Origin of the sequence: Streptomyces malaysiensis subsp. samsunensis, assembly GCF_024519315.1 — a bacterium.
In the GTDB taxonomy this organism is placed as follows: Bacteria; Actinomycetota; Actinomycetes; order Streptomycetales; family Streptomycetaceae; genus Streptomyces; species Streptomyces malaysiensis.
Map to the genome: position 1 here is coordinate 1 of NZ_JANIIC010000032.1, position 13,807 is coordinate 13,807.

9 protein-coding genes are annotated in these 13,807 nt (G+C 70.8%); 8 read left to right on the top strand and 1 reads right to left on the bottom strand.

All coding sequences use genetic code 11. The features are described 5' to 3' along the window. Positions 1 to 1,224: 1,224 nt before the first annotated feature. A complete protein-coding gene (locus NQU54_RS25510; RefSeq protein ID WP_257633157.1) occupies positions 1,225 to 2,514 on the bottom strand; it encodes an amino acid deaminase in 1,290 nt (429 codons plus the stop codon). Positions 2,515 to 2,660: 146 nt separating this feature from the next. Between NQU54_RS25510 and NQU54_RS25515 the strand changes: the two genes are divergently transcribed. The 8 genes from NQU54_RS25515 to NQU54_RS25550 all read left to right on the top strand — a co-directional run bounded on the left by NQU54_RS25515 (position 2,661) and on the right by NQU54_RS25550 (position 13,514). Then, positions 2,661 to 3,869 carry a sugar kinase gene (locus NQU54_RS25515; RefSeq protein WP_372506024.1) on the top strand — a complete coding sequence of 403 codons (1,209 nt, stop codon included), beginning with the start codon at positions 2,661 to 2,663 and terminating at the stop codon, positions 3,867 to 3,869. Then, entirely contained in the window at positions 3,866 to 4,654 is a 789-nt protein-coding gene (locus NQU54_RS25520) for an IclR family transcriptional regulator (protein WP_257633158.1), read from the top strand. The genes NQU54_RS25515 and NQU54_RS25520 overlap by 4 nt, the downstream gene beginning before the upstream one ends. 40 nt (positions 4,655 to 4,694) lie before the next feature. Then, the gene (locus tag NQU54_RS25525) at positions 4,695 to 5,108 is read left to right on the top strand and encodes a RidA family protein (protein WP_257633159.1); all 414 of its coding nucleotides are present in this window, start codon (positions 4,695 to 4,697) and stop codon (positions 5,106 to 5,108) included. Between the two features lie 258 nt (positions 5,109 to 5,366). Then, on the top strand, positions 5,367 to 6,839 hold the full coding sequence (locus tag NQU54_RS25530) for a GntP family permease (RefSeq protein ID WP_257633160.1): 1,473 nt from the start codon (positions 5,367 to 5,369) through the stop codon (positions 6,837 to 6,839). 318 nt (positions 6,840 to 7,157) lie between these two features. Next, a complete protein-coding gene (locus NQU54_RS25535) occupies positions 7,158 to 8,099 on the top strand; it encodes an ABC transporter ATP-binding protein (protein WP_100806347.1) in 942 nt (313 codons plus the stop codon). Continuing rightward, positions 8,096 to 9,472, top strand: a complete 1,377-nt coding sequence (locus NQU54_RS25540; protein ID WP_257633161.1) for an ABC-2 transporter permease family protein — start codon at positions 8,096 to 8,098, stop codon at positions 9,470 to 9,472. The genes NQU54_RS25535 and NQU54_RS25540 overlap by 4 nt, the downstream gene beginning before the upstream one ends. Positions 9,473 to 9,478: 6 nt before the next feature. Further along, positions 9,479 to 12,229: a bifunctional YncE/alkaline phosphatase family protein gene (locus tag NQU54_RS25545; RefSeq protein ID WP_257633162.1), complete on the top strand. Its 2,751-nt coding sequence runs from the start codon at positions 9,479 to 9,481 to the stop codon at positions 12,227 to 12,229. 946 nt (positions 12,230 to 13,175) lie between these two features. Next, entirely contained in the window at positions 13,176 to 13,514 is a 339-nt protein-coding gene (locus NQU54_RS25550; RefSeq protein ID WP_100806344.1) for a MerR family transcriptional regulator, read from the top strand. Positions 13,515 to 13,807: the final 293 nt, after the last annotated feature.

Here is a 13,807-nt window from a genome sequence, read left to right on the forward strand (position 1 = left end):
TCCACGACGCTCTTCCGATCTCCCCCCGTGGGACCCCCCCCGGGTTCCCCACCCCCCGCCCCCGCGGCCCTGACCCGACCCGCCCTCGGTCCGGGCGTCCCCTGCCCGGACCTCGCCCGGACCTTGCCTCGCCCGGACCTTGCCTCGCCCGGGCCCGGCCTCGGGCCTGGCGGCCCGTGAGCCGGGGGTCTGCGCCCCGGCCGGACCCTGCCCCGGCCGGGGCCTTATGGGCCCGTGCCTCGGCCCGGGTGCCTCGACGAGGCGGACGACGTGGATCGCCGCCGCCGAGCCCGGCGCGGGCCCGAGGTGTACCGCGCACCAGGTGCCGCCACAAGTGGCACGCGCCCGACACCTGCCCGAGGCAGCCCCGGCCGGGGCCCGCCTCGACAATCCGCCCCGGGCCGCGGCTCGTGGGTGGCCGGGCCGGTCCCGGGTTTTCGGGCGCCGCCCCGGACCGGGACCGAGACGGTCGGGCCCGGCCCGGGGCGGCGACCCCGCCGGAGCATTGGACGGACCCCGGGCGGGCTGTCGACCCGATCCTGCCCCGCCGGCAGGGTTCGGGGCCCTGCCCCGCCCCTGGGCTCCGGCTGGCCGGTTCCGGGTTTCGGGCCCGGGCCCGGTCAGGCCCGACGCCCTTCGCACCCCCGGCCCGGCCTCGGGCCTCGCGGCCCGCGAGCCGGGTGGCCCGCGCTTGTCTGGACCCAACCTCGGCCCCGGCGCCCGTTCTCCCCGCCCGAGCCTTGCGCAGGTTCCAAGGGCTTCCGCGAGCCGAGCGCCTATGGCACGTAGCGCCTGCCCGAGGGACCCCCGGCGCCGCTCCGGGGCTCCAGGCCGGGACCAAGACGCTGGGCCCGGGGCCCGGAGCCGCGCCCTGGGCGGTTGCCGGGCTGGTTCCGGGTTTCGGGTCCCGGCCCGGCAGGGTTCGGGGCGGGGTTCCGATGGGGCTGACGACCCTGGTGGGGTCTGGTGTTGGCCCCCGGCGGCCCCGGGCGGGTTGCCGGGCCGATCCTGCCCCGCCCGGCAGGGTTCGGGGCCCTGTCCCACCCTTGGGCTCCGCCGGGCCGCTCCCGGGTTTCGGGTCTCGGCTGGCGGGTCCGGGGCGAAGCCTCAGCGGGGGCCGGGGCGCGGCCCCAGCGGGGTTTGGGGCGCAGCCCCAGTGGGGGTCCGGGGCGTAGCCCCGGTGGGGTTTGGGGCGTAGCCCCGAAGAAGGGGCGGGGGGGGGGGCTAGAAGAACGTGCGGATGTAGTCCGTGACCGTGCCGTCCGCCTCCGCCACCGGGATCAGCTGCCACTTGTCGAAGCTGGTGCAGGGGTGGGAGAGGCCGAGGCCGACCCAGTCGCCGACTTCCAGGTCCGTGCCGTCGGCGACGGTGACCCAGGCGTGCTGGTCGGAGAGGGCCGTGATGGCCAGGCCCGTGGCGGGGCGGGTGGAGGCGTCGCGGGCGGAGCGGATGAGCTGGGGTTCGGGCATGTCGAGGTCGTAGGCCGCGTCCCGCTTGCCCGCGTTGAGGAACGCCTGGCCGGGTTCGGGGCGGGAGACGACCTGGGCCCACAGGCGGAAGGCCGGGTGGAGTTCGCCCTCCTCCGGGACGCGGTTGAAGGGGGTGAGATGCCGGTAGTGGCCGTCGTCGTGGGAGACGTACGCCCCCGAGCGCAGCAGCTTCAGCACGGGCCGGGACAGCGTGGGCAGTTCCGCGAAGACGTCCGCCACGGCGTCGAACCATGCGCTGCCGCCCGCGCTGACGACCACCTCGTCCACCCCCTCGAAGCGGCCCGCCGCGTCGAAGCCCGCGGCCAGCGCGGTGAGCCGGCGCAGCCACGCCCGTACCCGCTCGCCGTCCGGCTTCGGCACCTCGCCCTCGTAGCCCGCCACGCCGACCAGCCGCAGGGTCCCGGTGGCCGCGACCGCGTCGGCGACCGTCGCGCACTCCGCCTCCGTACGGATCCCGGTGCGCGCGCCCTCGCCCCCGCCGAGTTCGACGACCACATCGACCGGCCGCCGCGCGCCCGCCTCCCGCAGTGCCGCGTCCATCAGCTCCACACCGCGCACCGAGTCGACGTAGGCGATGAAGCGGAAGTCGGGGTCGGCGTCGAGTTCGGCGGCGAGCCAGCGCAGGGCGGCGGCGTCGACGACCTCGTTGGCGAGGAAGATCCGCTGGATGCCGAAGGCCCGGTAGATCCGTACCTGGGTGGGGACGGCCGCGGTGATGCCCCAGGCTCCGTGGGCGAGCTGGCGCTCGAAGAGCTGGGGGGCCAGGGAGGTCTTGCCGTGCGGGGCGAAGGCGAGCCCATGGGCGGCGGAGTAGCGCTCCATCGCCACCAGATTGTGCTCCAGCGCCTCGGCCGACAGCGCCAGCACGGGCGTGGTGAAGCCGCCGGTGAACAGCGAGCGCCGCTCGGCGGCGAGCTCGCCGACCGTGAGGCCCTCGGCGTTCGGCGGCAGCCCCTTGAAGCGGTGGTCGACGCGCTCCCGGGCGAGGGCGGCGACGGCCTGGTCGCTGTGGTCGGTGGCCATGGAGCGCCTCCATAACGATTCCGGTTGCAATCTCTGCAACGTTCATTGCGTATAACGCTTAGCGCTGTCTAACATCCCGCCCAGCACCGGGTCAACGGTGTGTGGCTGACCCCCCATCCGTCCATCCACGAGGAGCGAGACCGACCGTGTCCCCTCTCTCCAGCGTCGAGCCCGCCAACGGCGTCGCCGACGCCGACGCCGACGCCGTCGATGTCGTATGTCTCGGCGAGTCGATGGTGACCTTCGTGCCGTCCCGTCCGGGCCGGCTGGCGGATGTCCCCTCCTTCGCCCGGGGCATCGGCGGCGCCGAGTCCAACGTCGCCTGTGGCCTGGCCCTGGCCGGGCACAGCGCACGCTGGATCAGCCGGGTGGGCACGGACGGCTTCGGCGAGCACCTCGTACGGGAGATCGCGGCCACCGGCGTGGACACGGCGTACGTCCAGCGCGATCCGTACCGCCCCACCGGTATCTACTTCCGTACGGCGGGGGAGCGGGCCGTCGGCTCCGAGACGGCCAACTCGGGGACAGCCAACTCCGGGACGGCCAACTCCGGGACGGCCGACGGGGGCGGCGACACCGCCGAGCCGCTCGCCGAGGTGGTCTACTACCGGGCCGGATCCGCCGCCGCGGCCATGTCCCCCGAGCTCATCCCCCGGGAGCGGGCCTGGTCCGGCCGGGTGCTCCATCTGACCGGGATCACCCCGGCCCTCTCCGGCGACTGCCGGGCCCTGATGCGCGAGCTCACCGTCCGCGCCCCCGGCCGTCCCCTCGTCTCCTTCGACCTCAACTACCGGGTCTCGCTCTGGCGGAAGGGGGAGGCCGAGCAGCACGCCGAACCCGGCGCCGCCGTCCTCCTCGGCCTCGCCCGCCGCTGCGACCTCGTCTTCGCCGGCGAGGACGAGGCCGAGGCGGTCTGGGGGGTGCGCGGCCCCGAGGCGATCCGGGCGGCGCTGCCCGAACCCGAGGTGCTGGTCGTCAAGCAGGGCGGCGCCGGGGCCACCGCCTTCGCCCGCCGGCCGGACGGCGCCGACGCCATCACCTTCGAACCCGCCCTGCGGGTCGATGTCGTCGCCCCCGTCGGCGCGGGCGACGCCTTCGCCGCCGGTTTCCTCTCCGGCACCCTGCGCGGACTGCCCGTCGCCGAGCGGCTGCGCCACGGCCACCTCATGGCCGCCGCCGTGCTCACCGTCCCCGGCGACCTCGGCGCCCCGCCCTCCCGGGAGCGAGCCGACCACCTGGTGGCACTCGATGCCACGCGGTGGGGCACACTGCGATTCGGCCCCGGCTGGACAGATCTGCCGAGTCCCGCCGAAAAGTGGGCCGAGACCGCAGCGGTGGAGGTAACCGACCCATGAGCCAGACCGTCGACCGAGCGCTGAGCATCCTGCCGCTGCTGGCGGAGGGGCCGGCCAATCTGGAGCAGGTCGCCACGCGGCTGGGCGTGCACAAGTCGACCGCGCTGCGGCTGCTGCGCACCCTCCACGAGCACGGCATGGTCTACCGCCAGCAGGACCAGCGCTACCGCCTCGGCGCCCGCCTCTTCGCGCTCGCGCAGGAGGCGGTCGAGAACCTCGACGTACGCGAGATCGCCCACCCCCATCTGGTGACGCTCAACGAACGCTGCGGGCACACCGTCCATCTCGCGGTGTACGAGGAGAACGAGGTGCTCTACATCGACAAGGTGGAGAGCCGCTACCCGGTGCGGATGTACTCGCGGATCGGCAAGCCCGTGGCCATCACGGTCGCCGCCGTGGCCAAGCTGCTGCTGGCCGATCTGCCCGAGCCCGAGCGGCGGGCGCTGGCCGAGCGGCTCACCTACCCCGCGTACACGGCCCGTTCGACGCCGAACGCCGCCGCGTTCCTCAAGGAGCTGGCGACCGTGCGCGAACAGGGCTGGGCCACCGACTTCGGCGGCCACGAGGAGTCGATCAACTGTGTCGGGGCACCCATCCGGGGAACGGACGGCCGGGTCGTCGCCGCCTGCTCGGTGTCGGCGCCGAACGTCGTGGTCAGCGCCGAGGAACTGCTCTCCCTGCTGCCGCTGGTGCGCCGCACGGCGGACGAGATCAGCCGGGAATACTCGGGCGGCGGGCCGGCGTCCGCATCGGTGTCCCACGCCTCGCAGAACCCTCCCAAGTAACAGCCGAAACACCCGAGAAGAGAGCCGAGGAGACCTCCTCATGACCGAGAAGCTCCAGAAGACCGCGATCACCCCGGCCACCCACACCGCCCCGCCCGCCAAGTTCTCCCACGGCGTGAAGAAGGGGAACATCCTCCAGGTCGCCGGTCAGGTCGGCTTCGGCCCCGCCGTCCTGGGCCAGGCCCCCGCCCCCGTCGGGCCGGGTCTGCGCGAGCAGACCCTCCAGACCCTGCGCAATGTGCAGTCGGTGCTGGAGGAGGGCGGCGCGAGCTGGGAGGACGTGGTGATGGTGCGGATCCACCTCACCGACACCGGCCACTTCGCCGAACTCAACGAGATCTACAACGAGTTCTTCGCCGACCTCAAGGAGGTCCCGGCCGCCCGTACGACGGTCTACGTCGGCCTCCCCGCCGGTCTGCTCATCGAGATCGACGCCCTCGCCGTCCTGGGCTGACCCCCAGACTCTGGGCTGCCCCCCAGACTCTGGGCCGACCCCCAGACTTCGGGCCGACCCCGAACCCCCGCGGCGGGCGGGAGCTTTCCCCGCCAGCCGCGGGTTCCACCCCTGACTCGTCCTCACCGTCCCCGTCCCCGTCCCCGTCGCCGGAAGCTCGAGCCCTGATCACCCGCACCCAGGTTCTGCCCCAGGTTTTCCCAGCGCGCGGCCCCCCGCCGTGCGGCGATACCCCCTACCCACATCCCGGAGTACCCCATGATGTTCGCGGCCGCTCCCGCTGCCGAGACACCACCGCACACCGGTGGTCTGCTCGCCCTCATCGACGGCACCGCCGGTCTGCTGACCGTCGCCGCCCTCGGTATCGCGCTACTGCTCTACCTGATCATCAAGGTCCGGCTCCAGCCCTTCGTGGCGCTGCTCGGCGTCTCCATCGCGGTGGGACTGGCCGCCGGTCTCTCGGTCACCGAACTCTTCGGCACGGTGCAGAAGTCGGACGCCGTCTCGCTCATCGAATCCGGTATGGGCGGCATCCTCGGCCACATAGCCATCATCATCGGCCTGGGCACCATGCTCGGCGCGATCCTGGAGGTCTCCGGCGGCGCGGAGGCGCTCAGCGCCCGGCTGCTCGGCCTCTTCGGGGAGCGGCGGGCGCCGCTCGCGATGGGGCTCACCGGCCTGATCTTCGGCATACCCGTCTTCTTCGACGTCGGCATCTTCGTCCTCGCGCCGATCGTCTACGCGGCCGCCAAGCGCAGCAGCAAGTCGATCCTGCTCTACGCGATGCCGCTGCTCGCGGGGTTGTCCATGACCCACGCCTTCCTTCCGCCGCACCCCGGCCCGGTGGCCGCGGCCGGACTGCTCCATGTCGACCTGGGCTGGGTCATCCTGATGGGCATCGTCGTGGGCATCCCGTCGGTGCTGGCCGCGTGGGGCTACTCGGCCTGGATCGGCAACCGCATCTTCGTGCCCGTACCGCAGGACATGGTCGAGGCGGCCGAGGAGTCCCGGGAGGCGGTCGCGGCCCAGCAGCGCCCGGCCGGCACCAACCCGGCGGAGCAGCCGGTCTCGGTGGCCACGGTCCTCGCGATCATCGGCACCCCGCTGGTCCTGATCCTCTGTGCGACCTTCTCCTCCGTCGCGCTGGACCCGAGCACCGGCCGCTCGGTCATCGAGTTCTTCGGCCACCCCTTCGTGGCGCTGACGATCGCCCTGCTGCTCGCCTACTACCTGCTGGGCATCCGGCGCGGCTGGTCCCGCAAGTCCCTGGAGACCGTCTCCACCGCCTCCCTCAAGCCCGTGGGCAACATCCTTCTGGTGGTCGGCGCGGGCGGGGTCTTCGGCGCGGTCCTCAAGGGCAGCGGTGTCGCCCAGGCCCTGGCCGATGCCTTCGACAGCGCGGGGCTGCCGGTCATCGTGCTGGCCTGGCTGATCTCGGTGGTGCTCCGGGTGGCCCAGGGCTCGGCGACGGTCGCGATCGTCACGACGGCGGGCATCGTCACCCCGATGCTCTCCGAGGGCGATTACTCCCAGGCCCATCTGGCCCTGGTCATCATGTCCATCTCGGCGGGCTCGATCTTCGCCTCGCACGTCAACGACGGCGGCTTCTGGATGGTCGCGAAGTACTTCGGCATCTCCGAGAGCGACACGCTGAAGTCCTGGACGGTCCTGGAGACGGTGCTGTCCGTGGCCGGTTTCGTGGTGGCGGCGCTGCTGAGCATCGTCATCTAGCGGACGGCGCCCGCATGACACGACGGCCCCCGAATCCCGGCGGAAACCAAGGGGATTCGGGGGCCGTCGCCGTCGGCTCAATTCCGCTCCGTGCCCAGTTGGCATTCACCGCGGTATTCACCATTGCAACTCATTCATGGGAGCATCCAACTTTGCTCAAATGATGGCAAAGAATGCCGGTTGAAACGGAGAGCTCCCGCTCGGCGGCGACATCGCGAATGCCACGTCGTTTCGTGTTCTACGTACATTCAACTCTCCATTCCATTGAGCGGCATGATCAATCCATAGGGTCCTTGAGGCATTTGAAGGAAGGGACCCATGGAAGAACTCCGCGCAATCCGGGCTCGCGGTGTCACGAAGAGCTTCGGTGATGTCGTCGCCCTGGACGGCATCGATCTCGATGTAACGCAGGGTCAGCTCCACGGCCTGGTCGGACCGAACGGCGCCGGGAAAACGACGTTGCTCGGCCTTCTGCTGGGGCTCGCGGTGGCCGACAGCGGTCGCCTGGAGATCCTGGGTACACCGGTCGAGCGGGCACTCGACGCCCCCGACGGTGTCGCCGGCTTCGTGGACGGCCCCGCCCTCTACCCCTCGCTCACCCCACGGCAGAACCTCGCCGCGCTGGCCGCACTCCGCGGCCACGACGCGCGCACGGCGGGGATCGACGACGTACTCGCCGAGGTCGGTCTCACCGACGTCGCCGACGACCGTACCCGCGGCTTCTCCCTCGGCATGCGCCAGCGGCTCGGGCTCGCCGCCGCCCTGCTGACCAAGCCCCGGCTCCTCGTGCTCGACGAACCGTCCAACGGCCTCGACCCGGCGGGCAAGAAGCATGTGCACGGTGTCCTGGGCCGGCTCGCGGCCGACGGAACCGCCGTCGTGCTCTCCAGCCACAACATGGACGACCTCGAGGCGCTGTGCTCCGAGGTGACCATCCTGGCCGCCGGACGCGTCGTCTTCTCCGGCCCGCTGTCCAAGCTGGCCACCGAGAACCGTGAACTCGACTACCGGCTGCTCACCTCCGACCCGCGCGCCGCGCGCCGGCTGGCGGACGAGGCGCCGGGGATCGAGGTCGTCGAGGACGCCGGGGTAGGGCAGGACGCCGAACCGCTGGTCGTACGCGCCCTGGTGCCCGCCCTCGACCAACTCGTGGTGCGGCTCGTGGAGGCGGGCGTCGCGCCGCGCGAGCTCACTCCCGTGGTGTCGCCGCTCGAAGCCGCGTTTCTCGCCCTCACCGAGCGACAGGAGGCGGCCGGATGACCGCGACCCTCACCCAGCGCCCGGAACAGGAGCACGAGCGGGCCACCGGGGGTCGTCGCGCCCCCGTCACCCGCGCCTGTCGCTTCGAGTTCGTCAAGCTCGTCTCCCAGTGGCGGATCCGCCTGCTGGTCCTCGCCTGCTGGATCGCTCCCGCCCTCTTCGTCGCCGGGGTGAGCCAGCAGAGCACGCTCCCCGTCGACACCCTCTTCGGGCGCTGGATGCTCGCCTCCGGATGGGCCGGGCCGCTGGTGCTGCTCGGTTTCGCGGGGACCTGGGCGCTCCCGCTGCTGACCTCGGTCGTGGCCGGTGATGTGTTCGCCTCCGAGGACCGGCTCGGCACCTGGCGCCATCTGCTCGTCGCGGTCCGCTCGCCCCGGCGGATCTTCGTGGCGAAGGTGGTGGCCAGTCTCACCGTCCTGCTGCTGCTCGTGGCCGGGCTCGCGGTCTCCGGCACCGTCGGCGGCCTCCTCGTGGTCGGCAACCAGCCGCTGGTCGGTCTCGACGGCCATCTCCTGGCCCCGTCGGACGCCGCCGTCTCGGTCCTGCTCTCCTGGGTCTGCGTCCTCGCTCCGACCCTGGCGCTCGCCGCGCTCGGCTTCCTCGGGTCGGTCACGCTGGGACGGTCCCCGATGGGGCTGCTGGTGCCCGTGCTCCTCTCGCTCGCGATGGCGGTCGCCCAGATGCTGCCGCTTCCGGTGGCCGTGCGCGTCGCCCTGCCGAGCTACGCCTTCATCTCCTGGAACGGTCTGTTCACCAGCCCCCGGCAACTCGGCCCGCTGCTGATCGGCATCGTTGTCAGCCTCGTATGGGCCGTGGTCGCGACGGCGCTGGCGTATGTGCTCTTCGTACGGCGCGACTTCACCAGCCTGGCCCACGACGGTTCGGGTCGCCGCGCGATCACCGTCGGAGTCCTGCCGCTCGTCGGAGTGGCCGCCGCGTCGTTCGCCGTCGTCGCCGCGACGACCTCGGCGACGGGCTCCGGGATCGAGCAGGACAAGGTCCAGAGCTCGCTCGCCACCGCGTTCGCGCACCTGTACCGCATGCAGACCGACCAGCTCAACCGGCCCGCCGTCACCGAGGCCCAGTTGAAGGCCACGGCGTCGTGCAACAAGGGGAGCACCAGGGTCGCGGCGGAAGGCCCGGGCAACGACTGGCGCTGCGTCGTGACCTGGCACCTCCCCGGCGTCGAGGCCACCGGACAGGCCATCTACCAACTCGACGTCACTCCGGACGGGCGGTTCATGGCCGATGGCGATGGACCGAAGGAAGTGAACGGCTACTTCCTGGTGCGGACCCCCGATGGGGACGCGCCGAACCCGCTGTGGCAGTTCGACGGCAACGTCGAACTGCTCGACACCACCCCGAAGGGATAACCCTCAATGCAGGTCACTCGCCGCCGCAAACTCGTCGAGGAAGCCCGGATCAGCCTCATCAGCAGACGCATCGGCGGCCGGATACCGCTGTTGACGGCGGGCACCACCGCTGTCGCCCTCGTGGCCGCCGGTACGGCGCTCGCGCAGACCCACCAGTTCGGCACGGACCAGGTCGGTCAGGTCACCGAGAACGGCCAGGTCGTCTCCAGCAACCAGTACATCGCCCCGTACGGCGACCGTCTGGTCATCAACCAGGGCAAGATCATGTCGTCCTCGGTCAGCCCGGACGGCACGCACATGGCCGCCTCGGTCACCGACGGTGGCGCGGCCCTGGCCATCGTGGACCTGAAGAACTGGAAGACGCAGCAGCTCGTCAGCAGCGCCGCGTCGTCGAACCCCCGCATCAGCAGCAACAACGTGGGCCAGGAAGGCCCGACGTACTCGCCCGACGGCAAGCAGCTGTGGCTGGGCCAGCCGGACGGCTACACCGTGTTCACCGTGAACGCGGACGGCGGCGTCTCCAGCCCGCGGACCGTCGCCATCCCGGCGGACGGCTCCAAGCGCGCCCTGGTGGGCGAGGCCGTGTTCTCGGCCGACGGCAAGACCGTGTACTCCGCGGTCAACGGCCAGAACCGGGTCGTCTCGATCGACGCGGCCACCGGGACCATCAAGCGGAGCTGGGCCGTGGGCAACGCCCCGCGCGACATGGCCGTCGTCGGCGACAAGCTCTACGTCAGCAACGAGGGCGGCCGCCCGGCCAAGCCCGGCGAGCCCACGATCAACTCCTACGGTACGCAGGTACTCGCCGACCAGAAGACCGCCGCCACCACCAGCGGCACGGTCAGCGTCATCGACCTGGCGAACCAGGACGCTGCGGTCTCCAGCATCGAGGTCGGTCTGCACCCGACCGCCGTGTACGCCAAGAACGGCGTGGTGTTCGTCACCAACACCGCCGACAACAATGTGTCGGTCATCGACACGGCGAAGGACAAGGTCGTCCAGACCATCTCCACCCAGCCGTGGGCCAAGGCCCGGGTGGGCTACGAGCCCGACGCGGTGACCCTCACCGACGACGGCCACCTGCTGGTGACCCTCGGCCGCGCCAACGCCGTCGCCGTCTACAAGTTCACCTCCGCGCAGGAGCCGGTCTCTTACGTCGGCCTGCTGCCCACGGACTACTTCCCCTCGGAGATCACCACCTCGGGCAACCAGGTGTACGTCTCCAACACCCGTGGCGTCGACGCCCGCCGCAAGGCCACCGGCGGCCGCGGCACCCACGACACGACGTCGAGCGTGCAGAAGTTCACGCTGCCCGACGACAGCGTGATCAGGTCCTACACCGGCAAGGTCTTCAAGCAGAACGGCTGGAACGGCGAGTCCCTCAAGAAGACCGACGGCGCCCCGGCCAAGCCGGTGCCGGTCCCGGTCAAGCTCGGCGACCCCTCGACGATCAAGCACGTCTTCCTGCTCGTCAAGGAGAACCGGACCTATGACCAGGTCTTCGGTGACATTCCGAAGGGCAACGGCGACCCGTCGCTGACCGAGTTCGGCGAGAACGTCACGCCGAACCAGCACGCTCTGGCCAACCAGTTCGGCCTGTACGACAACACATACGACATCGGCACCAACTCCGCCGAGGGTCACAACTGGCTGATGCAGGCCGACAACCCGGAGTACACCGAGTCCTCGGCCGGTGAGTACACCCGCAGCTACGACACCGAGGACGACGCCCTCGGCCACCAGAAGACCGGCTTCATCTGGACCGGTGCGCAGGCGGCCCGCAAGTCCGTCCGGAACTTCGGTGAGTTCCAGCAGTTCCTGACCAAGCCGTCGGGTGCCAGCTGGCAGAACCTGTACTGCGACACCAAGAACATGGCGGCGACCGGTCAGGACACCGCCTACCCGCTGAACTCGACGTCGCCGATCCCGTCGCTCAACGATGTGTCGGTGCACGGCTTCCCGAAGTTCGACACCAGCGTCCCCGACGTCTACCGGGCACAGATCTGGAAGAAGGACTTCCGGAAGAACGGTCCGGCGAACCTGAACATGTTCTGGCTCTCCAGCGACCATACCGGTGGCCCGGTGAGCCCCGCCTCCCAGGTCGCGGACAACGACCTCGCCGTGGGCCAGATCGTCGACGAGATCTCGCACAGCAAGTACTGGAAGGACTCGGCGATCTTCGTCGTCGAGGACGACTCCCAGGCGGGTCTCGACCACGTCGACGGCCACCGTGCCCCGGTCCAGATCATCAGCCCCTGGGCCAAGCACGGCGCGGTGGACAGCCACTACTACTCGCAGATCAACATGGCGCGAACCATCGAGCAGATCCTCGGGATCCAGCCGATGAACCAGAAGGACACCGCGGCCACCCCGATGGCCTCGGCGTTCACCCGGAACCCGGACTTCACGCCGTTCAAGGCGCTGCCCAACCGGACCTCGCTGACCGACGGTGTGAAGACCGCGCCCTCCTGTGGTCTGGACACCCCCGCGGCGCAGAGCCTGAAGGCGGCGGCCGTGCCGTCGTCCTCGGTGCCGGCGGACATGAAGAACGTCGCCGCCGAATGGGACCAGTGGAAGTCGAAGCAGCGGCTGACCGGTCCCAACGCGGTTCCGGACTACGCTCCCCCCGCCCAGATGAACCACCTCACGTGGTACCAGACGCACAACTGGGCGAAGCCGTACCCGGGTGAGAAGAAGATCTACGCTCCTCAGGACGTGCCGGGCGCCTACATCCCGTCGGCGGAGAACGACGGCTGACGCACACGCTCACGCTCCGGGTGGCCCCTGGCCGGCGTCATCGCCGGTCGGGGGCCACCCGCGGGGTGGCTCGCATCGTCCTGAGCGGTCATCCGCAGGGCCAGACGGGGCAGCTGTGGTGTTCGCGGCAACGAGGCTGGCGCAACCGGCCTGGTCGGAGTGGGTGAGCCTGGCTGTAGCGGGACCGCCGGGCACCCGTCCCGTGGCCGGTGCCGACTATCTCTCCACCTGGGTCACGAAAATCTATCCTGGCTGGAGTAGACATTGGGTGGTGGTGTGGCTATGGTTTCTCTCGTAACCAGAGAGACAGTAGGGCCCGGCAGACACGAACTGCCGGGCAGCAATATCCGCAGTTGCAGTACGCAGGACGGTGCGGCGGTGGAGTTTCGAAGCCAGGGTTGTTGCAGGACGGCGACGGGACTGGCGGCCGGACCGGGTGGCCCGCAGTGATCAGGGGCCGCCGGGAGCAGTACCGCAGTTCACGCAGTAGCAGTACTCAGCAGTGAAGTTAAGTGAGCAGCACCTCGGTGAAGGCGTCGGCTGCGGACGCGCGCACCGGGAGGTTCGGCAGTGGGGTTCCAAGCCAGAGCAAACGCAGGACGGGCAACGGGGCTGGCTGCCGAAGAGTGGTGCTGTGACAGGCCACCGAGCAACGCGCAGGACAGTAGTAGGTAAGTGATTGACCCCAGAGGGAAGAACGGAGGAGCCAGGCGCCATCAGGATCGCCCGGGCGGAGTCTTGAGCCCGGGTACCGCAGGACATCGATAGTGAGGTGGTCTCCGGTCAAGCAACCGCGATCCCCGCAGCCCCGACAACTTCCAGGTCGGGTCAGCGGACACAGAAGGCCGGCGCAGTACCAGGGCCGGCGGATGGTGTAGCAGTTCCTTCGGGGCCCGGGTGCCATATGGCACCCGGGCCCCTCCACCCGTTCCACAGAGAGGTGCAAATGACAGCAGGCGAATCGTTCGACCGTCTCGACGACGACGACTATCCCGCCTACACGATGGGCCGGGCCGCCGAGATGCTCGGCACCACGCAGGGCTTTCTCCGCGCCGTCGGCGAAGCCCGCCTCATCACCCCGCTGCGTTCCGAGGGTGGCCACCGCCGCTACTCCCGCTACCAGCTGCGCATCGCCGCCCGCGCCCGGGAGCTCGTCGACCAGGGCACCCCCATCGAGGCCGCCTGCCGCATCGTCATCCTCGAAGACCAGCTCGAAGAAGCCCAGCGCATCAACGCCGAGTACCGCCGCGCCGCCGCCTCAGAGAACCCGACGACCGCAGGCTGAGGTGGTCCGGTCCCGCCTGCGCGCGGAGCATACTGCGGGCCGGGCCCCGGGCGGGCTGCCCTCCCGACTGGTACGCCACGAACGATGGCCAACGGCCGTCAGACGATGGTGGCGGGGTCCAGGGCATGCGCGAGCGGCCATGAACGCGTCGGGACGCGCTCATGGGCCGCCGTCGGGCGGACGAGGGTACTGCCGCAGTAGTCGCGCTCGCCGAGCCGTATGTGACGACCGCTCTTGCTGGAACACTGTGTCGCATGTGGGGCAATATCTATTGCCGCGAGACGAGGGTTAAA

Coding starts and splice junctions, on each gene's coding strand:
- NQU54_RS25540 (WP_257633161.1), top strand. CDS start 8,096: ATGACCGCGACCCTCACCCAGCGCCCGGAACAGGAGCACGAGCGGGCC.
- NQU54_RS25525 (WP_257633159.1), top strand. CDS start 4,695: ATGACCGAGAAGCTCCAGAAGACCGCGATCACCCCGGCCACCCACACC.
- NQU54_RS25520 (WP_257633158.1), top strand. CDS start 3,866: ATGAGCCAGACCGTCGACCGAGCGCTGAGCATCCTGCCGCTGCTGGCG.
- NQU54_RS25545 (WP_257633162.1), top strand. CDS start 9,479: ATGCAGGTCACTCGCCGCCGCAAACTCGTCGAGGAAGCCCGGATCAGC.
- NQU54_RS25510 (WP_257633157.1), bottom strand. CDS start 2,514: ATGGCCACCGACCACAGCGACCAGGCCGTCGCCGCCCTCGCCCGGGAG.
- NQU54_RS25535 (WP_100806347.1), top strand. CDS start 7,158: ATGGAAGAACTCCGCGCAATCCGGGCTCGCGGTGTCACGAAGAGCTTC.
- NQU54_RS25530 (WP_257633160.1), top strand. CDS start 5,367: ATGATGTTCGCGGCCGCTCCCGCTGCCGAGACACCACCGCACACCGGT.
- NQU54_RS25550 (WP_100806344.1), top strand. CDS start 13,176: ATGACAGCAGGCGAATCGTTCGACCGTCTCGACGACGACGACTATCCC.